The sequence below is a fragment of the Roseovarius tolerans genome, assembly GCF_028885395.1.
Lineage (GTDB): Bacteria > Pseudomonadota > Alphaproteobacteria > Rhodobacterales > Rhodobacteraceae > Roseovarius > Roseovarius tolerans.
Genome location: NZ_CP118494.1, coordinates 1,579,301 through 1,598,841, shown reverse-complemented (window position 1 = coordinate 1,598,841; position 19,541 = coordinate 1,579,301). Strand labels below are relative to the sequence as shown.

Annotated in this window: 17 protein-coding genes and 1 tRNA gene; 4 read left to right on the top strand and 14 right to left on the bottom strand. The window is 64.0% G+C overall.

The features are described from left to right. Positions 1 to 8 precede the first annotated feature (8 nt). The 6 genes from PVU19_RS07895 to PVU19_RS07870 form a co-directional block, all read right to left on the bottom strand. Positions 9 to 2,372: a xanthine dehydrogenase family protein molybdopterin-binding subunit gene (locus PVU19_RS07895; protein ID WP_050662162.1), complete on the bottom strand. Its 2,364-nt coding sequence runs from the start codon at positions 2,370 to 2,372 to the stop codon at positions 9 to 11. Positions 2,373 to 2,490: 118 nt separating this feature from the next. Further along, positions 2,491 to 2,976 (bottom strand): (2Fe-2S)-binding protein, encoded by a 486-nt coding sequence (locus tag PVU19_RS07890; RefSeq protein WP_050662163.1) that lies wholly within the window; start codon positions 2,974 to 2,976, stop codon positions 2,491 to 2,493. 116 nt (positions 2,977 to 3,092) lie between these two features. After that, positions 3,093 to 4,085, bottom strand: coding sequence for a molybdopterin-binding protein (locus PVU19_RS07885; RefSeq protein WP_050662164.1), 993 nt, complete (start codon positions 4,083 to 4,085; stop codon positions 3,093 to 3,095). Further along, the gene (locus PVU19_RS07880) at positions 4,082 to 5,044 is read right to left on the bottom strand and encodes an XdhC family protein (protein WP_050662165.1); all 963 of its coding nucleotides are present in this window, start codon (positions 5,042 to 5,044) and stop codon (positions 4,082 to 4,084) included. The genes PVU19_RS07885 and PVU19_RS07880 overlap by 4 nt, the downstream gene beginning before the upstream one ends. Positions 5,045 to 5,048: 4 nt before the next feature. Then, complete coding sequence (locus PVU19_RS07875; protein WP_050662195.1) at positions 5,049 to 6,311, bottom strand: vWA domain-containing protein; 1,263 nt, start codon at positions 6,309 to 6,311, stop codon at positions 5,049 to 5,051. Positions 6,312 to 6,369: 58 nt separating this feature from the next. Further along, positions 6,370 to 7,278, bottom strand: coding sequence for an AAA family ATPase (locus tag PVU19_RS07870; RefSeq protein WP_152911612.1), 909 nt, complete (start codon positions 7,276 to 7,278; stop codon positions 6,370 to 6,372). Positions 7,279 to 7,483: 205 nt separating this feature from the next. On the opposite strand from PVU19_RS07870, the gene PVU19_RS07865 reads away from it, so the two are divergent. The 4 genes from PVU19_RS07865 (at position 7,484) to PVU19_RS07850 (ending at position 11,985) form a co-directional block, all read left to right on the top strand. Further along, positions 7,484 to 8,434 (top strand): phosphoadenosine phosphosulfate reductase, encoded by a 951-nt coding sequence (locus PVU19_RS07865; protein ID WP_082237488.1) that lies wholly within the window; start codon positions 7,484 to 7,486, stop codon positions 8,432 to 8,434. Positions 8,435 to 8,476: 42 nt separating this feature from the next. After that, complete coding sequence (gene pyrC / locus PVU19_RS07860) at positions 8,477 to 9,514, top strand: dihydroorotase (RefSeq protein ID WP_050662168.1); 1,038 nt, start codon at positions 8,477 to 8,479, stop codon at positions 9,512 to 9,514. Positions 9,515 to 9,590: 76 nt separating this feature from the next. Next, a complete protein-coding gene (locus PVU19_RS07855; RefSeq protein ID WP_050662169.1) occupies positions 9,591 to 10,268 on the top strand; it encodes an orotate phosphoribosyltransferase in 678 nt (225 codons plus the stop codon). A gap of 229 nt (positions 10,269 to 10,497) precedes the next feature. After that, positions 10,498 to 11,985, top strand: a complete 1,488-nt coding sequence (locus PVU19_RS07850) for a replicative DNA helicase (RefSeq protein WP_050662196.1) — start codon at positions 10,498 to 10,500, stop codon at positions 11,983 to 11,985. 18 nt (positions 11,986 to 12,003) lie between these two features. Here the strand turns inward: PVU19_RS07850 and dusA are convergent, their stop codons facing one another. From dusA to PVU19_RS07810, 8 genes are all read right to left on the bottom strand, one after another. Further along, entirely contained in the window at positions 12,004 to 13,011 is a 1,008-nt protein-coding gene (dusA, locus tag PVU19_RS07845) for a tRNA dihydrouridine(20/20a) synthase DusA (RefSeq protein ID WP_050662170.1), read from the bottom strand. Between the two features lie 485 nt (positions 13,012 to 13,496). Then, the gene (glnT, locus tag PVU19_RS07840) at positions 13,497 to 14,825 is read right to left on the bottom strand and encodes a type III glutamate--ammonia ligase (RefSeq protein ID WP_050662197.1); all 1,329 of its coding nucleotides are present in this window, start codon (positions 14,823 to 14,825) and stop codon (positions 13,497 to 13,499) included. Between the two features lie 72 nt (positions 14,826 to 14,897). Next, positions 14,898 to 16,241: an FMN-binding glutamate synthase family protein gene (locus tag PVU19_RS07835; RefSeq protein ID WP_050662171.1), complete on the bottom strand. Its 1,344-nt coding sequence runs from the start codon at positions 16,239 to 16,241 to the stop codon at positions 14,898 to 14,900. 10 nt (positions 16,242 to 16,251) lie between these two features. Then, positions 16,252 to 16,929, bottom strand: a complete 678-nt coding sequence (locus PVU19_RS07830) for a GltB/FmdC/FwdC-like GXGXG domain-containing protein (protein ID WP_050662172.1) — start codon at positions 16,927 to 16,929, stop codon at positions 16,252 to 16,254. A 1-nt stretch (position 16,930) separates the two neighbouring features. Continuing rightward, positions 16,931 to 17,860: a class II glutamine amidotransferase gene (locus PVU19_RS07825; protein ID WP_050662173.1), complete on the bottom strand. Its 930-nt coding sequence runs from the start codon at positions 17,858 to 17,860 to the stop codon at positions 16,931 to 16,933. A gap of 163 nt (positions 17,861 to 18,023) precedes the next feature. After that, complete coding sequence (locus tag PVU19_RS07820; RefSeq protein WP_050662174.1) at positions 18,024 to 18,671, bottom strand: helix-turn-helix domain-containing protein; 648 nt, start codon at positions 18,669 to 18,671, stop codon at positions 18,024 to 18,026. A 244-nt stretch (positions 18,672 to 18,915) separates the two neighbouring features. Continuing rightward, complete coding sequence (locus PVU19_RS07815; protein ID WP_050662175.1) at positions 18,916 to 19,266, bottom strand: hypothetical protein; 351 nt, start codon at positions 19,264 to 19,266, stop codon at positions 18,916 to 18,918. A 151-nt stretch (positions 19,267 to 19,417) separates the two neighbouring features. Beyond that, positions 19,418 to 19,494 (bottom strand) — tRNA-Arg (locus tag PVU19_RS07810). Positions 19,495 to 19,541 lie beyond the last annotated feature (47 nt).

The window sequence follows — 19,541 nt, the reverse complement described above, 5'->3', positions numbered from 1 at the left end:
CGCTCTCCTTACCCTTGCATCGCCTGCCAGACGCGCGACGGCGACAGCGGCATGTCGATATGGGTGACATCCTTGCCCCCCGATTGCAGCGCGTCTATGACGGCGTTCACCACCGAGGGCGGGCTGCCAATGGCCCCCGCCTCGCCACAGCCCTTCACGCCCAATGGGTTATGCGTGCAGGGCGTCTGGCAGGAATGATCCACCTGATAGAACGGCACGTCATCGGCGCGCGGCATGGCGTAATCCATGTAAGAGCCGCTCTGCAACTGCCCGTTTTCGTCGTAGACGCAGGCCTCCAGCAGCGCCTGACCGATACCCTGACCGATCCCGCCATGCACCTGCCCCGACACGATCATTGGGTTGATGATATTGCCGAAATCGTCGGCGGCGGCAAACCGCTCGATAGTCACCTTGCCGGTATCGGGATCGACTTCGACCTCGCAGGCATAGGCCCCCGACGGGTAGGTAAAGTTCGACGGATCGTAAAACGCCGTCTCCTCCAGCCCCGGCTCGATATCCTCGAGCGGATAGTTATGCGGCACGTAGGCGGCCAGCGTGACATCGCCCCAGGCCACCGACTTGTCGGTGCCCGCGACGCTGAACTGCCCGTCTTTCAACTCGATATCGGCCTCGGATGCCTCCATCAGGTGGGCCGCGATCTTCTTGGCCTTGTTGATGATCTTCTCGGTCGCCCGCACCATGGCAGAGCCTCCGACCGCAATCGAGCGCGAGCCATAGGTGCCCATGCCCATCGGCGTGTTGGCGGTGTCGCCATGCACGATCTCGACCTGATCGGCGTCGATGCCGATCATCTCGGCCACCACTTGCGCGAATGACGTCTCGTGCCCCTGCCCGTGCGAATGCGAGCCCGTCATCACCACGAGGCCGCCGGTGGCATTCACCCGCACCGTGGCACTCTCATAGAGCCCCGCGCGCGCGCCCAACTGACCCACAAGGTTCGACGGCGCGATGCCGCAAGCCTCGATGTAGCAGTTGATACCGAGTCCGCGCAGCTTGCCCTTGGCCTCGCTCTCCTTACGGCGCGCTGCAAAGCCCTTGAAATCAGCGATCTCTTCCAGCTTGTCCATCGTGGCGTGATAGTCGCCGGTGTCATATTCCACCGCCACCGGCGTGGCATAGGGAAACTCGGTGATGAAGTTCTGCCGCCGAAGAGCGATTGGATCAACGCCCAACTCGCGCGCCGCCTTGTCGATCACGCGCTCCAGCTGATAGGTCGCCTCGGGGCGTCCAGCGCCGCGATAGGCATCGACCGGCACGGTATTGGTAAAGACCGCCTTGACGTTCACATAGATCAGCGGTGTCTTGTAGTTCCCGGCCATCAGCGTGCCATGCAGCCAGGTCGGCACCGAGGGCGCAAAGGTGCTCAGATACGCGCCCATATTGGCATGGGTGTCGGTGCGCAGCGCGGTGAAGTTGTTGTCGGCATCGAGCGCCAGTTCGATCTTGGTCACATGGTCGCGGCCATGGGCGTCGGTCATGAACGCCTCGGAGCGCGAGCAGGTCCATTTCACCGGACGGTTGAGCGCCTTGGCGGCAAAGGTGCAGAACGCCTCTTCGGCATAGTGAAAGATCTTGGAGCCGAAGCCGCCGCCCACATCCGGGGCCACCACGCGCAGCTTGTGCTCGGGGATGCCCAACACGAAGGCCCCCATCAACAGGCGGATCACATGCGGATTCTGGCTGGTGGTATAGAGCGTGTGATCCCCGGTCGAGCGGTTGAAATCGCCCACGGCAACGCGTGGCTCCATCGGGTTGGCAACCAGCCGGTTGTTCACCAGTTCCAGCGTGGTGACGTGCGCGGCCTTCTCGAAGGCCTCATCCACCGCCGCCTTGTTCTCCTCAACGAAGCCCCAGTCATAGCAGAGGTTCGAGGTCAGATCGTCGTGGACCTTCGGCGCGCCATCCTTGAGCGCCGCCTTCATGTCCACGACCGCTGGCAATTCCTCGATATCAAGCTCGATCGCCTCGGCGGCATCGCGCGCCTGTTCGCGGGTCTCGGCCACCACGGCGGCGATCGGATCGCCGACATGCCGCACCTTGCCCTGTGCAAGAACCGGGTGCCCCGGCTCCTGCATCACCTCGCCGTGCCGGTCGGTCACCTGCCAGCCGCAGGGCAGCCCGCCAATGCCTTCGAAATCCGCCCCGGTAAAGATGCGGATCACACCGGGCATCCCCTCGGCGGCGCTTGTGTCGACGGTGTTGAGCCGCCCATGCGCCATGTCCGAGCGCAGGAAATGCACATAGGCCTGCCCGCGCAGATTGATGTCATCGGTGTAATTTCCCGTGCCGGTCAGAAACCGCACGTCCTCGCGCCGCTTGGTGCTGGCGCCGATGCCTCCGTCCTTTGGCATGTCTTGACCTCCCTGAATGGTCCGGGGTCACCCCCATCAAACCCGCAGCATTTTCATCTTGCCCGAAATATTCCGGGGGAGCGCCGCAGGCGCGGGGGCAGCGCCCCCTCTTGTCCGCTTATTCCGCCGCGATCTTGCTCACATCCTGGCCGGATGCCGCGAGGATCGCCTTGACGATATTGTGATAGCCCGTGCAACGGCACAGGTTCCCTTCGAGGTAGTCGCGCACCTCGGCCTCGGTGGGCGTGGGGTTGTCCTTGAGCAGCGCCGCCGCGGACATCACCATGCCCGGCGTGCAGAACCCGCATTGCAGCCCGTGATGGTCCTGGAACGCGGCCTGAATGGGGTGCAGCGTGCCGTCGGGCTCGGCCATTGCCTCGATGGTCTTCACCTCCATGCCCTCGGCCTCGGCGGCGAACATGGTGCAGGCCTTGACGGCGCGGCCCTCCACATGCACCACGCAGGCCCCGCATTGGCTGGTGTCACAGCCGACGTGCGTGCCCGTCAGGCCCAGGTTCTCTCTCAGGAAATCGACAAGAAGCGTGCGGCCTTCGATCTGGCCCGACGCTGGCTTGCCGTTCACGGTCATCTTGACCTCTGGCATTGGCTCCTCCCGGTTCGATTGTATATCTCTCCCAATCAGACTTTAGTCACTTCTGTCTAACTGTCCAATGCGACTAAAGCATGCCTCCCGCCACTTGAGAACCCGGTTTCTTTGTCTCAGCCGCGCGGGCCGCGCCGAGGCTGCGGACGCGTCGGGATTTCCTTGAGCAGGCCACCCACCCCCATCGCGGCGATCGCCGCCGCGCCACAGGCCAGGCCGCAGGCGACCCGCGCCAGCACCCAATCGGCCCCGTGCAACACCGGGCTGCGCGCCGAGCCGGGCAGGCCGATCACCGGCTTGCCCATTATATCACCCAGAAACAGCAGGTTGCCGGGATCGACCGGCATGCCGAACCGCTCAACCTGCCCGCCCGCAAGGCGCAGCGCCTGCGGCGCGGTATCATAGGGGTCCGACGTGGCAGAGGCGGTGAGGATCAGCACGATCTCGCCGTTGGCCGCGCGTATGGCCCGCGCCAGCGCGCCTTCCTCATGGGCACATGTCACCACTTCCGCCATCTCCATGCCGAGGCCCGTGACCCGTGCATCGATCGCCTCCACGCCCTTGGTTCCCGGACCGCCCGGCACGTCCGTGACGATCAGGCTCACCGTTGTGTAGCGCGCCGTGGCCAGCCGCACCGCCCCGCGCGCGGCCTCTGCTGCGGCCTCCACCGCCACGCCCGGCACGCCATAGGCGATGATCTTGACCGTGGCGATCATGCCGCCCGCGCGGATCTGATGATGGTCGGGCACGGTGGCCACGGTGATCATCGGATGCACCGCATTGGCGGCGTTGATCGCGCCCACGTCGAGGCAGACCACGCCGGGCCCCTCCGCCGTCAGATTCACTCGGCCCGTGAAAGGCTGGCTCAACCCGATGCCAGCCGCCCCGTCATGCAGCGCGCGGGCGAGAGTTTCGGCGGCGGCATCCTCATGCAGATCGTCCGCCTCAAGCCGTGCGACTGTGACAGTGTCATAACCCGCCTCCGCCAGCGCCGCGATCTCACCTGCGCCCAGCACCGCGCCCTTGCGCAGCCGTCCCGCCGCCACCTGCTCTGAATGCGCAAGGATCGCACCCTCCGCCTCGGCCAGCGGCACCGGGCCGAACTTCATGCGCCTTTCCTCAGAACCCGCGTCATCTCGGCCAGAACGCTCACCGCGATCTCCGACGGCCCTGCCGCCCCGATGTCGAGACCGATGGGCCCGTGAATCCGCCCGATCTCGGCCTCGGAAAACCCGGCCTCGGTCAGCCGTTCCACGCGCTTCGCATGCGTCCGGGTAGACCCGAGCGCACCGATGTAGAACACGTCAGAGCGCAGCGCCTCGATCAGCGCGGGATCATCGAGCTTGGGATCATGGGTCAGCAGCACCAGCGCGGTGCGCAGATCGAGGCCCAGGGCTCTCAGCCCCTCGTCGGGCCAGTCATGCAGCACCGTCTCGCCGGGAAACCGCGCCTCCGAGGCAAAGCTTTCGCGCGGGTCGATCAGGATCGGATCATAGCCCGCGATCCGGGCCATCGGCACGAGGGCTTGCGCGATATGCACCGCCCCCACCACGATCATGCGCAGCGGCGGGTTGTGGATGGCAACGAACGTCTCGCCATCCTCCTCAAACCCCGAACGGTCCATCCGAAAGCGGCCCTCATGCCCCTCACGCTCCAGCCTGCGCCCCCCCGGCCCGGACACATAGGCCACCGGCACGCGCGCCTCGCGCGCCAGCACCAGATCCGCCAGCAGATCCTCTGGCATGACCGAGCCCACAGGCTCTACCAACACCCGGATCGTGCCGCCGCAGGCCAGCCCCACGGCAAAGGCATCGCCATCGCTGACGCCGTATTCCAGCATGACCGACCGGCCCTCCTCGATGGCATCGAGCGCCTCGGCGACCACAGCCCCCTCGACACAGCCACCCGAGACCGAGCCCTCAATCTCAGCCTCGCCGGAAATCGCCAGTTGACTGCCCACCCGGCGCGGCGCGCTGCCCCAGGTCTCGACCACCGTGGCCAACGCCGCCCCCTTGCCTGCCCGGTGCCATTCGAGCGCGGTCTTTGGAATATCGTCGAACAGGTCCATTCCCTCATCCCTCCTGCAACGCCGCCATCAGCCGCGCCTTTTCGCCATCATCATCCCGACGCGAAATCGCCTCGGCCAGATCCTCCAGCGTGGCGATGGAATGGCCCGCGCGGAAGGCGTCCACATGCGGCAGCATCGCGCGGATGCCTTGCGCCTTGGGCGCAAATCCCTCCCACCTCAGCAGCGGGTTGAGCCATATGAGCCTCCGCGACGAAAGGTGCAGGCGTTCCATCTCGTGGCTCAGCGCCTCGGGCGCGTCGCGGTCCAGACCGTCGGTGATCAACAGCACCACCGCCCCCTGCCCCATAACCCGGCGCGACCAATCGCGATTGAACGCGTGCAGCGACGCCCCGATGCGCGTGCCGCCCTCCCAATCCTGCGCCTGTTTCCCGGCGGCGGCAAGGGCGGCATCCACATCCCGCGTCGCCAATTGGCGGGTGATATTGGTCAGTTGCGTGCCAAACGTGAAGGCGTGCACGCGCGCCCAGCCCGCCCCCCTCTGATTGGCCACAGCGTGGAGAAAGTGCAAGACCATGCGGCTATATTGGCTCATAGAGCCGGAAATATCGCACAAAACGACAAGATTGGGCCACCGCTCACGCGGCTTTTTGCGGTGAATGCGGCGCATTTCACCGCCGTGGCGCAGCGCCCCGCGCATGCTGCGGCGCATGTCGAGCCGCGCGCCCTGCGGGCTCGCCACGCCCCGACGCGAGGCGAAGGGTTTGACTGGCAAAGTCAGCCGCGCCAGCATGCGCTTGGCCTGCGCCACCTCGGCATTGCTCATCTGCTCGAAATCGAGCTTGCGCAGCCGCTCCTCACCCGACATCGTGGCCGAGGCGTCGATGTCTATCTGCACCTCGTCGCTGTCATGTTCCTCGATCTCGGGTGCGTCGCGCGCCACACCGTCAAGCAGCGCCTCCGCCGCGCGCTTCTCGGCGGCCTGAGCACTGCGATCCTCCTGCACACCCCGGATGGCGGGCAGCATCATCGCCATCATGTGCTCCATATAGCGCGGATCGCGCCAATAGAGGCGAAAGACCTGCGCAAAGACCGTTAGATGTTCCGGCCGCGTCACAAGGCACGCGCGCAGCGTGTAAAAATAGTCCTCCCGGCTCGTGAACCCGGCGGCAGCCACCGCCCGCACCGCGTCGATCACCCGCCCCGGCCCGATGGGCAGCCCCGCCGCCCGCAGCGCGCGGGCGAAATGGGTGATGTTGTGCGTCAGCTTGGGATCGTCTGGCAACTCCAGCGGGGCGTAGTCTGTCATGGCGTTGCGTGGGGGTGCCGCCCCCACACCCCCGGAGTATTTCGACCAAAAAGAAACATCAGGCGGGTGCCAGCGTGCTGCGCACCTCGTCGAGAATGCGCTTGGCCTCGGAGCCCTGCATCCGGGCGATATCGTCCTGATATTTCAGGATCGCGCCAAGCGTGTCGGCGATCACCTCGGGGCTGAGGCTGATCACGTCGAGCGCCAGCAGGCATTTGGCCCAGTCGATGGTCTCGGCCACGCCCGGCTTCTTGAACAGATCCTCGGTGCGCAGCGCTTGGACGAAGGCCACCACCTCGCGGCTCAACTGCTCCGCCGCCTCGGGCGCGCGGGCCTGCAGGATATCGATCTCGCGCTCGAATGTGGGGTAATCCACCCAATGATAAAGGCAGCGGCGCTTCAGGGCATCATGCACCTCGCGGGTGCGGTTCGATGTTAGGATCACGATCGGCGGCTCGGGCGCGTGGATCGTGCCAAGCTCCGGAATCGTAACCTGAAAATCCGAAAGCGCCTCCAGCAAGAACGCCTCGAAGGGCTCGTCGGTGCGGTCGATCTCGTCGATCAGCAGCACCGGCGCGCCGCCCGCTTGCGGCCGCATCGCCTGCAGGAGCGGGCGCTCGACCAGATAGTCTTCGGTGAAAAGCTCATCCTTCAGATGTCCGCGATCCACGCCGCCTGCGGCCTCGGCGGTTCGGATGGCGATCATCTGTTCGGCGAAATTCCATTCATAGACGGCGCTTGCCGCATCCAACCCCTCGTAGCATTGCAACCGGATCAAACGCCGCCCCAGACCCGCAGCGATGGCCTTGGCGATCTCGGTCTTGCCGGTGCCCGCCTCTCCCTCCAGAAACAGCGGCCGCCCGAGGGTCAGCGCGAGATAGGTCACCGTGCCCAGGGCGCGCCCGCAGACATAATCCTGTCCCGCCAGCATGTCCTGAACTGCACCGATGGATGTGGGGTTTTGCACGCTCTCGCCTCCGCTGCACCTTGCCTGCGCTCATCAAGTGCATCGCAACTGCCCATCGGTCAAGGGCGCAGACCTCACACAAAGGTCGCAAATCCGCGCGGAAAGCTCTTGGATTCTCCCAAGTTTTGCCCCAATGCGAGGCCATGTTTAACCATCTTAATGGACGGCGCAGACCGACCACGCGTGACCGAGGGTTCAAGCAGTGATGCAAGACAGCGCCGATATATCCAAGGCCGATCTTTCCGGGCTGAACTGGGAGGCTTGGATCGAGCAGGCCGACACGCTGGCAGGCGATGACGGCTATTGCCAGCCACTGGGCGACAGGCACGCGGCCCTGCTGATCGAGCGCAAGCCGGTTCTGCTGGTGACCTTCGAGAGTTTCAATCGCCTGCCCGACAGTTCCGCCACCGCACAGCCCTTTGGCTGGTCGATGATCGAGCGCTTTGGCTGGTCGCATCTGTGCCTGCTCAGCCACGGCGACACATGGTTTCGCGACACCCGTGTCTATGGCTATTTCGACAGGCTGATCGACGACGGCTTTTTCGATGAATTCGATCAGGTGATCTTCTACGGCGCGGGGCCCTGCGGCTATGCAGCGGCGGCCTTTTCGGTCGCCGCCCCCGGCGCGCGAGTGGCGATGCTCAGCCCGCAGGCGACACTCGATCCGCGCGTCGCGGAATGGGACGACCGGTATCTGCACATGCGCCGCACTGCGTTCACCGACCGCTACGGCTATGCCCCCGACATGCTCGATGCCGCCGACGCAGCCGTCCTGCTCTATGATCCGGAGGTGGAGCTTGACGCGATGCATGCCGCGCTCTTCACCCGCGCCAATGTGGTCAAGTTCCGCACCCGGTTCCTCGGCTACCAGATCGCGCAGACCCTGCAACGCATGGGGCTCATCGCGCAGCTGCTGGCCGCGCTCAGCGAGGCCCCCCTCACACCGCTCGACGTCGCGCGGATGTGGCGCGCCCGCCGCGAGGAGACCCCGTATCTCGCCAACGTGATGCGCCGTCTCATTGCGGACGAGCGCTATCACCTCACGGTGCTGCATTGCCGCAACGCCATCGCCCGCAAGGTCGGCGGCCCGCGCTTTCGCAAGGCGCTCGGCATGGCCGAGGCGCGACTTGCGAGCACCACCGATAGCACCGCCTGACCCTCTGGTCTTGGCGCGCGCGATTGTGTATGCGCATGGGCCATGACCCAGACCCTGACCCTCCGCCGTCCCGACGACTGGCACCTGCACCTGCGCGATGGCGCGATGCTGCGCGCCGTCCTGCCCGAAAGCGCCCGCCATTTCGCCCGCGCCATCATCATGCCCAATCTCGTGCCGCCGGTGGTCACGTCCCATGACGCCCAAGCCTATCGCGACCGGATCATGGCGGCACGGCCCGAGGGCGTCGATTTCACCCCCCTGATGACGCTCTACCTCACAGAGCAGACCGACCCCGACGACGTCGCCGCCGCCCACGCGAGCGGCCTCATATCGGCGGTCAAACTCTACCCCGCAGGCGCCACCACCAACTCCGCCTCGGGCGTGCGCGACTTCGACAAGGTGCGCCCGGTGCTTGAGAAAATGGCCGAGATCGGCCTACCGCTCTGCGTGCATGGCGAGGTGACCGATGCGGATATCGACATCTTCGACCGCGAGGCGGTGTTCATCGACCGTGTGCTCGATCCGGTCCGCCGCGCCACACCGGGGCTGCGGGTGGTCATGGAACATATCACGACGCGGGACGGTGTGGACTATGTCAAGGCGAACGACCGGGATCTCGCCGCCACCATCACCACCCATCACCTCGTGATCAACCGCAACCACATCCTCGTGGGCGGGATCAAGCCGCATTACTACTGCCTGCCTGTGGCCAAGCGCGAGGAACACCGCCTCGCGCTGCGCGCCGCCGCCACGTCGGGCGACGCGCGGTTTTTCCTCGGCACTGACAGCGCGCCGCATACCGACCCCCTGAAGGAAAGCGCCTGCGGTTGCGCGGGCTGCTTCACCGCCTCCAACACCATGTCGATCCTCGCCCATGTGTTCGAGGAAGAACGCGCACTTGACCGGCTCGAAAGCTTCACCTCGCTCAACGGCCCTGCCTTCTATGGCCTGCCTGCGAACGATGCGCAGATCACGCTGACCAAGGGCGATCCGGTCACCTATCCTGACAAGATCGAAACGGAGGACGGCCCCGTCACCGTGTTCGACCCCGGCTTTGCGCTGCACTGGCAGGTGAGCTGATCTTCATCTTGCCCAAAATATTCCCGCCGGAGGCATCACATCTCTTCGGCGCACCGCCCAACCCAAGGACCACGCCATGATCCCTGCCACCTACCCACCCAAAGCCGAAATCGCCCGCCTCACCGCCCGCATGCTGCTCGAAATCGGCGCGGTGCATTTCAATGCGGACGAGCCCTTCACGCTGGCCTCGGGCCTGCCCTCGCCGACCTATATCGACTGCCGCAGGCTGATCTCCTACCCGCGCATCCGCTCCACCTTGATGGATTTTCTCACCATCACCGTGATGCGCGAGGCAGGCTATGAGGCGTTCGACAATATCGCGGGCGGCGAGACGGCGGGCATTCCCTTTGCCGCATTGGTGGCCGAACGCATGGCCCTGCCGATGACATATGTGCGCAAGAAGCCCAAAGGTTACGGTCGCAACGCCCGCATCGAAGGCGCGATGAGCGAGGGCCAGCGGGTGCTTTTGGTCGAGGACCTCACCACCGATGGCGGCTCAAAACTCAGCTTTGTCGATGCCATCCGCGAAACCGGGGCGAGTTGCGGGCACACCGCCGTGATCTTCTATTACGGCATCTTCCCCGAGACCGAGAAAACCCTCGGCGATCACGGTGTCGCCCTGCATCATCTTTGCACCTGGTGGGACGTGCTGGCAGAGGCCCGCGATCAGGGATCAATCAACGCCGACACCCTCGATCAGGTCGAGGAATTTCTGCGTGATCCCCGTAAGTGGCAGGAAGCAAACAAGAAATAAAATCCTGTTCCGGCGCGGTGGATAACCTGCATCGCGAATCGAAATCGCCCTCCAGATATGGTAGCATAACAGGCGCGCACCACAGAATGCGGGGCGCGAACAGCCAGGGGCGGCTTGTTCAGAGGGTTATCCCGGCAACCATCCACAGGCTTATACATGTGGCATGCGCGCGGGGTTTGGCTTAGAACACCCGAACGCCAAAAAGACAAAGACGACAGGGACAGCAGGCATGAACGAGGTCAGCGTATTCAATCCAACCGGCACCGAGATTCAGGCCGCCGAGACGATGCCGCATTCGATCGAGGCAGAGCAACAGATCCTCGGCGCGATCCTGACCAATAACGATGTCTATGACCGCATCGCTGCCATTATCGGCCCGCAGCATTTCTACGACCCCGTCCATGCCCGCATCTACGAGACCGCCGCCGCGCGCATCGCCAAGAATAATCTCGCCTCTCCGGTCACCCTGCGCGCCTTTCTCGAAGAAGATGAGGGGCTGCAGGAACTCGGCGGCGCGAATTATCTTGTGAAGCTCGCCGGGGCCGCGATCTCGACCTATGCCGCGCGTGATTATGCGCAGATGATCTACGATCTCGCGATCCGGCGCGAACTGATCGCGCTCGGCCATGACATCGCAGGCAAGGCCGCCCGCGTCCATGTCGACAGCGAGCCCAAGGATCAGATCGTAGAGGCGGAACAAAAGCTCTACCAATTGGCCGAGCAGGGACAATCCGAATCCGGGTTTCAAAGCTTTCTCAAGGCCGTAACGGACGCCGTGAATGTCGCCAACGCGGCCTATCAGCGCGAAGGCGGGCTCGCGGGCGTCTCCACCGGCCTGCTCGACATGGATGGCAAACTCGGCGGGTTGCACAAGTCCGACCTGCTGATCCTCGCCGGGCGTCCTTCGATGGGCAAGACCTCGCTCGCCACCAACATCGCCTTCAACGTCGCCCGCGCCTACAAGAAAGGCACCCGGCCCGACGGCACGCAGGGTGCCGTGGATGGCGGCGTCGTCGGCTTCTTCTCACTGGAAATGAGCGCCGAACAATTGGCAGGCCGGATTCTGGCCGAAGCGTCCGAGATTTCCTCACACAAGATCCGTCAGGGCGACATGGACGAGGAAGAGTTCCGCCGCTTCGTCGAGGCCGCCAAATCGCTCGAATCCTGCCCCCTCTTCATCGACGACACCGCGGCGATCCCGATCTCGCAACTCGCCGCCCGCGCCCGCCGCCTCAAGCGCACCCATGGGCTCGACCTGCTGATCGTCGACTACCTTCAACTGGTGCGCGGCACCTCCGAGAACCGCGTGCAGGAAATCGGCGAGATTTCCATGGGTCTCAAGGCGATCGCCAAGGAACTCGACATTCCGGTACTGGCCTTGTCGCAGCTCTCCCGCCAGGTCGAAAGCCGCGAGGACAAGCGCCCGCAACTGTCGGACCTGCGCGAATCCGGCTCGATCGAACAGGACGCCGACGTGGTGATGTTCGTGTTCCGCGAAGAATATTACAAGGAACGCGAAAAGCCCGGTGATCACGAGATGGAAAAGATGGCCGAATGGCAGGAAGCCATGTCGCGTCTGCACGGCAAGGCCGAGGTGATCATCGGCAAGCAGCGGCACGGTCCCATCGGCACGGTCGAGCTCAGCTTCGAGTCGCAATTCACCCGGTTCGGCAATCTCGTGAAGCCGTGGCAACAGGGCGGCGGCGCGGAATTCTGAGGCCTCAACGGACCATCGTCATGCCGTCACCCGCGCGGCCACCTCGATGTCCGACAGCGCGCGTTCCACCAGTTCCGGCCCCGCACCGGGCCGCGTCGCCCCCTCCGACAACGTCCTGCGCCAGCCCCGTGCCCCGGGCCGCCCAGCAAACAGCCCCAACATATGCCGCGTGACCTGGTTCAGCCTGCCACCGCTGGACAGATGCGCCTCGATATAAGGAAGCATCCCGCGTACCGCCCCTTCGGCTGTGCTGTCGGGCCCTTCTGCGCCAAAGATCCGCCGATCCGCCGCACAGAGGATATCGCCGGGCTGATGATAGGCGGCGCGCCCCACCATGACCCCGTCAAGGCCCGCATCCAACAGGCCAACCGCCTGATCCAGATTGGTAATTCCGCCGTTGATCGAGATATGTAAGTTCGGGAAAAGCATCTTCATCCGCTGCACCAGATCGTAGTCAAGCGGCGGAATATCGCGGTTCTCCTTGGGGCTGAGCCCCTGCAGCCATGCCTTGCGCGCATGGATCTGCACCCGCTCACAACCCGCCGCCACGATCCGCGACAGGAATTCCGGCAGCACCGCCTCGGGGTCCTGATCATCTACCCCGATCCGGCATTTCACGGTCACATCCACATCGACCACATCCCGCATCGCCGCCACGCATTGCGCCACAAGCCCCGGATCCTGCATGAGAATCGCGCCAAACGTGCCCGATTGCACCCGATCCGACGGGCAGCCACAATTAAGGTTGATCTCAGCATAACCCGCCTGCGCCCCCAAGCGCGCCGCCCGCGCCAACTCCGCCGGGTCAGAGCCCCCAAGCTGCAAAGCCACGGGATGCTCCTCCGCGCTGTGCTCAAGCAGATGCAACGCACCGCCACGCACCAGCGCAGGCGCAGTCACCATCTCAGTGTAGAGCAACACATGCCGACTGAGCAGCCGGTGCAAGTACCGACAATGCCTGTCGGTCCAGTCCATCATCGGGGCAGAAGACAGGCGCGCGGCCGCGGTGGCTGCGTTGCTGGGCATTTCAAGGTCTCCTCGGGGCCGCGCGTATTTGAAACGGACCCACTGTGCACATCATACGCACACGGCACCTGTCCTGCCACCCCACCCCGCAGAAAGACAGGAAGAGGGCGGTGTTTGGGTAGGGCTGCCTTGAAAAGGGGGCATCGTCGAACCCTTCAGCTTCAAAGAATGCTGTACTCTGGAGCACTTGACCTGCCAGTGAACTTTCATCCAGCCGGAACCGGAGCCGTTTAGGTTGATACGCCGATTGGCGCAGGTGGGGCAACCGACATCCGCGCGCCCCGTGTTATCCGCTTTCGCGTCGACCAGACCGACAACGGGCCCGGCTTTTGCACCATCTTTTCGACATCGCCACACTCGTGCGCCGAGGCGTCGACGACCTTATCTACAACGTCCGGGTCGCAGACGTTCCGCTCACCGCTTGGGCAATCGGACGCTAGCTTGAAGACGACATTGCCATTGGTGCAAACGCGCCCCTCGCCCGCTCAGATGTCCAGCGTGTTGTCCTTTTCCCATTGGGTGAAATGCGACACATAGGCGTTCCATTCCTGCATTTTGAGGGTCAGGAACGCAGAAGAGAACGCCTCGCCCATAGCCGCCTTCAATGCCTTGTCCTTGTCGTAGGCGCGCAGCGCATCGAGCATGTTGAGCGGCAGGCTGGGCGCGCCGCGCACCTTGTGACCTTCGGCATACATGTCGATGTCGTGGCGTTTGCCCGGATCCGCCTGCGTCCGCAATCCCGACAGCCCCGCCGCGATGATCACCGCCTGCAGCAGATACGGGTTGGCCGCACCATCCGCCAGCCGCAACTCGAACCGGCCGGGGCCGGGCACGCGCACCATGTGGGTGCGGTTGTTGCCGGTCCATGTGACGCTGTTGGGGGCCCATGTCGCCCCGGACGAGGTGCGCGGCGCATTGATGCGCTTGTAGCTGTTGACCGTCGGGTTGGTGATCGCCGCCAAGGCGCTGGCGTGTTTCATGATCCCGCCGAGAAAATGCTTGCCGCGCTCCGACAGTCCAACCTCGCCGGTCGGGCCGTCACCGTCACCAGCAAAGACATTGGTCCTCGCCTTGTCACCGGGCGCATCCCAGACCGAGACATGCACATGGCATCCATTGCCGGTCAGCCCTTCGACGGGTTTGGGCATGAAGGTGGCGCGGAAGCCATGGCTCTCGGCCACCGACTTGACCATGAACTTGAAGAAGGAATGTTTGTCGGCGGTGTTGAGCGCGTCGTCGAACTCCCAGTTCATCTCGAACTGGCCGTTCGCATCCTCGTGGTCGGTCTGGTACGGGCCCCAGCCGAGATCGAGCATGTAGTCGCAGATCTCTCGCACCACGTCATAGCGGCGCATCACCGCCTGTTGGTCGTAGCACGGCTTCTCGGCGGTATCGAACGGATCGCTGATCCGGTCACCCTCGGGCGTCAGCAGGAAGAACTCGGCCTCGACCCCGGTTTTCACGTGAAGGCCCTCTTCGGCGGCCTCATCGATCAGCCGCCGCAACACGTTGCGCGGGGCCTGCGCCACGTCCTCGCCTTCCATGACGCAATTCGCGGCGACCCAGGCCACCTCCGGCTTCCACGGCAACTGGATGACCGTGGACGGGTCTGGAATGGCCAACATGTCGGGATGCGCCGGTGTCATGTCGAGCCACGTGGCGAACCCGGCAAAGCCTGCACCGTCTTTCTGCATGTCCGCGATGGCCTGCGCCGGGACCATCTTGGCCCGTTGGCCGCCGAAGAGATCGGTGAAGGAAATCATGAAATACGTGACGCCCGTGTCGGTGGCGAATTTGGCGAGATCCATGGTCATGCGCTCTGTTCCCTGTTGTCTGTCATCGAATTGAAAAAGGCGCAGCATCGGTGCCGCGCCTTCGGAGGTCTCCTAGAATGCCGGGCCGGGCTTGCCGGGCCACCAATCAGTTCCGGCCAACGGCACCTTTGCCATCGCCGCCGCTTCCATCGTGAGCGCGCAGAGGTCCTCGGGCTCGAGGTTCTGCAGCCTGTTCTTGCCGCAGGCGCGCGCGATGGTCTGGGCCTCGAGGGTCATCACCTTGAGGTAGTTGCGCAACCGCCGCCCGCCCTCGACCGGGTCGAGCCGCGCGGCAAGCTCCGGGTTCTGCGTGCTGATGCCCGCCGGGTCATTGCCTTCGTGCCAGTCGTCATAGGCCCCGGCAGTGGTGCCGAGTTCGCGGTACTCGTCTTCCCATTTGGGATCGTTGTCGCCGAGCGCGATCAGCGCCGCCGTGCCGATCGAGACCGCGTCCGCCCCAAGCGCCATGCATTTGGCGACATCCGCCCCGCTGCGGATACCGCCCGAAACGATCAGCTGGACCTCACGGTGCATGCCAAGATCTTCCAACGCGCGGACGGCCTCGCGGATACAGGCGAGGGTCGGCATGCCGACATGTTCGATGAACACATCCTGCGTGGCCGCCGTACCGCCCTGCATCCCGTCGAGCACGACCACATCCGCCCCGGCCTTGACCGCCAGCGTGGTGTCGAAATAAGGCCGCGCGCCCCCGATCTTGATGTAGATCGGAACACGCCAGCCGGTGATCTCGCGCAACTCCAGGATCTTGATCTCAAGATCGTCCGGCCCTGTCCAGTCGGGGTGGCGGCAGGCCGAACGCTGGTCGATGCCCTTGGGCAGGTTGCGCATCTCAGCCACGCGGTCGGTGATCTTCTGCCCCAGCAGCATGCCCCCGCCGCCGGGTTTCGCGCCCTGCCCGACGACGACCTCGATGGCGTCCGCCTTGCGCAGGTCATCGGGGTTCATGCCATAGCGCGACGGCAGGTACTGGTAGACCAGCGTCTTGGAGTGGCCCCGCTCCTCGGGCGTCATGCCACCGTCGCCGGTGGTGGTCGAGGTGCCCGCAAGCGTGGCGCCCCGGCCAAGCGCCTCTTTCGCGGCACCCGAAAGCGCGCCGAATGACATGCCTGCGATGGTGATGGGAATGTCGAGTTCTACTGGGTTGCGGGCATGGCGCGTGCCAAGCGTCACCGAGGTGTCGCAGGCCTCGCGGTAGCCTTCGAGCGGATAGCGAGAGATCGACGCCCCAAGAAAAAGCAGGTCGTCGAAATGCGGCACCTTGCGTTTCGCACCGCCACCGCGAATGTCGTAGATACCGGTGGCCGCCGCGCGGCGTATCTCGGCGTTCACGCTCTGGCTGAACGTGGCTGATTGAATGGGCGGGGTGCGCGGGGCGCGGCTGTGATCGTCTTTCATGGCAGCCACCTCAATACGCGTTGTCGATGTTGAAATTGTAGAGTTGCCGGGCCGACCCGTAGCGCCTGAACTCCTCGGGTCTGGCATCGCACCCGCCGCGTTCGAGAAGATCAGCCAACAGCGCGACATGCTCCGGGCGCATCTCCTTCTCGATGCAGTCGGCCCCCAGCGACTTGACGGATCCGCGCACGAAGAGCCGCGCCTCGTAGATCGAGTCGCCCAGCGCATCACCCGCATCGCCGCAGACGACAAGATTGCCCGATTGCGCCATGAAGGCCGACATATGCCCGACATTGCCGTGCACGATAATGTCGATGCCCTTCATCGAGATGCCACAGCGCGACGACGCATTGCCCTTGATCACAAGCGTGCCGCCATGGCCGGTGGCGCCCGCGTATTGCGAGGCGTCGCCGTCGATCACGACGGTGCCCGACATCATGTTCTCGGCCACGCCCGGCCCGACAGAGCCCCGGACATTGACCGTCGCCTGCTTGTTCATGCCCGCACAGTAATAGCCGGTGGAGCCTTTGACGGTGACCTCGATGGGTGCGTCGAGACCGACGGCAATCGCGTGGCTGCCGCGCGGGTTCTCGATATCCCAGGCAGTGCCGTTGGTCGCCCCGGCCTGCGCCTGAAGCGTGGCGTTCAAATCACGCAGCGGCGTGACTGCCATGTCGATGATCTGCATCTTACGCGGCCTTTTCGGTTGGGGTGGGGGTGTCGTTGTGGCTCCAGAAATAGACGGTCGCGGGTTCGGGTTCCCAGACGCGGGCCTGCTCGATGCCCGGCAGGTTCACCAATGCGCGGTACTCCGAGCCGAAGGCGACATATTGATCGGTTTCCGCCATCACGGCGGGTTTGCAGGCAATCGGGTCGCGCACCACGCCGAACCCGTCCTTGGTGCCGAAAACAAAGGTGAAAAAACCGTCGAGATCCCTCAGCGAGCCTTCCAGCGCCTCGCCCAGGGTCGCCCCGTTCTGCATGCGCCATGTCAGGTAGGCCGCGCCGACCTCGGTATCGTTCTCGGTCTCGATATGCATGCCCTCGCGCCGCAGCTTGCGGCGCAGGCGATTGTGATTGGACAGCGACCCGTTATGCACGAGGCATTGATCTGGCCCGGTGTTGAACGGATGCGCGCCCATGGTCGTGACCAGGGACTCGGTCGCCATGCGGGTATGGCCGATGCCATGCGTGCCGGACATCGCGCGCAGGTCGAACCGCTCTGCGACCTCGGTGGGCAGGCCCACCTCCTTGTAGATCTCGACCGTATCGCCCGACGACATCACCCGGATATCGGGGGCTATCCCGGCGAGCGCGGTGGCGGCAGCCGAAAGCTGACCGCGCGGGAGTTCGAGAACCGCATGGGTGTCCTTGCGACGCAGCCGCACATCGAGCCCGAGCGCGGCCCCGAGTTCCGCCTCCAGCGTGGCGAAGGCCTGATCGGGCGTGTCCGACTGGACCGTCAGCTTTGACACCGCCGGATTCTCCGCGCCGTATATGGCGATACCCGCACTGTCGGGGCCGCGATCCGTCATGGTGATGAGCATGTCCGTCAACATCGACCCAAGCCGCGGTTCAAGCGCCTCGTCCTTCAGAAAAAGCCCGACAATTCCGCACATTCGCGTCTGCTCCATGTCATGATTCCGCCCCTTGGGGTATCTCTCGAAAAAGCTAGCATCACGACACGTGATACGCAACCAAAGTGAAAAAAGTTTCCCTTAAGGCAATATCTCTCGCGTCATTCCTTGGCGCGTCCGCCTAAAAAAGCGGCACCGCTCCGGATCACTTGCGCTGCGGATAGCTGATGATCGACAGATACCGGATCGGGAACTTGATCAACTCCTCCGGACCATGCGGCGCGTCGGCGTCAAAGAACAGCGTGTCCCCCGGCTCCAGACGATAGGCATCGCTGCCATGGCGATACCCGACAATGCCGTCGAGCATGTAGATCATCTCGATCCCGTCATGCTGGAAGGTCTTGAACGTGTCGGATTCGTCGTTCAGCACGATCAGGTAGGGCTCGACGATCACGCCGCTGTTGTTCGACCCGATATGGCCAAGCAGGTTGTACTGATGCCCGGATCGTGTGCCCGCCCGTTCGGTCTCAACCCCCTCCCCCGCTTTCGTGTGAACCGCCTCGCGCCGCTCCTCGTACTGCTTGAAGAACGCGGTCAGCGGAACCGACAGGGCATTCGCCAGCGCCTGAAGCGTCGTCAGCGACGGCGAGGTGTTGCCGTTCTCGATTTTCGAGAGCATGCCGATGGACAGGTTCGTCAGCGCGGACAGTTCCGCCACCGTGATGTTCTGCTTCTTGCGAAACGCGCGAACCTCGCGCCCGATCGCAACTTCGAGAACCTTTTCCTTTTCCTCCAATCCCTTATGGGGATCCTGTGTCAGCTTGGCCAAGTTGTCCGCCTTTTGGATGTTCATGATCACGATGCTGTCGCGACTATACGGAAATCCTGACGACAATCCCACGGTTTGATTGTCGCTCAGGGATTGCCCCAAAACCGCGTCACTCAGGAAAAATCCATGCAATCATTCACGTCATCAACAGCTATTGCGGCGTGCTGCAGGCGCAGGAATGGATAACGCGCCAAGGCAATCAAACGCGCGGATGGACCCTAAGGCCATGAAATGCCCCGGCCATCCATAGGACAACCGGGGCATTGGATCAGGCGACCAAGAAATCCGCCTGCGTGTCGAGCCCGACAATCAGCGGATCGTGGTCGGAGGAGGCGACCACGTCCTCGCTTAAGAAGCCGGCATCGTTGAAGCGGCTGTTGTAGTTCAGCAGATCAGGCTCTTGGGCGTTGATGTGCCACTCGGTCACGCCGGTGACGAGCCCGGCGATATCGTCCGAGGCGAGCGCCTGATCGAGCGAGCCCTGCTGGCCGTCGAAGATGAAGCTGAACGCGTCTTCCTGACCAATGAAACTGTCGATCAGATCGACATAATCCGGGTCCTCGGCGATGGTCTGGACCGGGTCTTCCTTGGCATAGGCGTTGAAATCACCCAGCAACATGGCATTGTCCGTACCGATGCCGTAAGGTCAACGTCTAGAGATTGTGTCATGCACGGCGATTGGGCGTTCCCGCTCCGAGTGGCTTTTGGGATCGTCGGATCTGCCCGCTCGACACCGCCGCCGACCGCGTATTATAAGAATGTTTCGCAAATGGCGGACCCATCAGGATTCGAACCTGAGGCCTCTGCCTTCGGAGGGCAGCGCTCTATCCAGCTGAGCTATGGGTCCACTTGGGGCACCGTATAGCGGGGCCATTGCGACCCCGCAATCGTAAA

Excerpts from the sequence above, each read along its gene's own strand:
- PVU19_RS07895 (WP_050662162.1), bottom strand. The coding sequence starts at position 2,372 with ATGCCAAAGGACGGAGGCATCGGCGCCAGCACCAAGCGGCGCGAGGAC.
- PVU19_RS07890 (WP_050662163.1), bottom strand. The coding sequence starts at position 2,976 with ATGCCAGAGGTCAAGATGACCGTGAACGGCAAGCCAGCGTCGGGCCAG.
- PVU19_RS07885 (WP_050662164.1), bottom strand. The coding sequence starts at position 4,085 with ATGAAGTTCGGCCCGGTGCCGCTGGCCGAGGCGGAGGGTGCGATCCTT.
- PVU19_RS07880 (WP_050662165.1), bottom strand. The coding sequence starts at position 5,044 with ATGGACCTGTTCGACGATATTCCAAAGACCGCGCTCGAATGGCACCGG.
- PVU19_RS07875 (WP_050662195.1), bottom strand. The coding sequence starts at position 6,311 with ATGACAGACTACGCCCCGCTGGAGTTGCCAGACGATCCCAAGCTGACG.
- PVU19_RS07865 (WP_082237488.1), top strand. The coding sequence starts at position 7,484 with ATGCAAGACAGCGCCGATATATCCAAGGCCGATCTTTCCGGGCTGAAC.
- pyrC (WP_050662168.1), top strand. The coding sequence starts at position 8,477 with ATGACCCAGACCCTGACCCTCCGCCGTCCCGACGACTGGCACCTGCAC.
- PVU19_RS07855 (WP_050662169.1), top strand. The coding sequence starts at position 9,591 with ATGATCCCTGCCACCTACCCACCCAAAGCCGAAATCGCCCGCCTCACC.
- PVU19_RS07850 (WP_050662196.1), top strand. The coding sequence starts at position 10,498 with ATGAACGAGGTCAGCGTATTCAATCCAACCGGCACCGAGATTCAGGCC.
- dusA (WP_050662170.1), bottom strand. The coding sequence starts at position 13,011 with ATGCCCAGCAACGCAGCCACCGCGGCCGCGCGCCTGTCTTCTGCCCCG.
- glnT (WP_050662197.1), bottom strand. The coding sequence starts at position 14,825 with ATGACCATGGATCTCGCCAAATTCGCCACCGACACGGGCGTCACGTAT.
- PVU19_RS07835 (WP_050662171.1), bottom strand. The coding sequence starts at position 16,241 with ATGAAAGACGATCACAGCCGCGCCCCGCGCACCCCGCCCATTCAATCA.
- PVU19_RS07830 (WP_050662172.1), bottom strand. The coding sequence starts at position 16,929 with ATGCAGATCATCGACATGGCAGTCACGCCGCTGCGTGATTTGAACGCC.
- PVU19_RS07825 (WP_050662173.1), bottom strand. The coding sequence starts at position 17,860 with ATGTGCGGAATTGTCGGGCTTTTTCTGAAGGACGAGGCGCTTGAACCG.
- PVU19_RS07820 (WP_050662174.1), bottom strand. The coding sequence starts at position 18,671 with ATGAACATCCAAAAGGCGGACAACTTGGCCAAGCTGACACAGGATCCC.
- PVU19_RS07815 (WP_050662175.1), bottom strand. The coding sequence starts at position 19,266 with ATGTTGCTGGGTGATTTCAACGCCTATGCCAAGGAAGACCCGGTCCAG.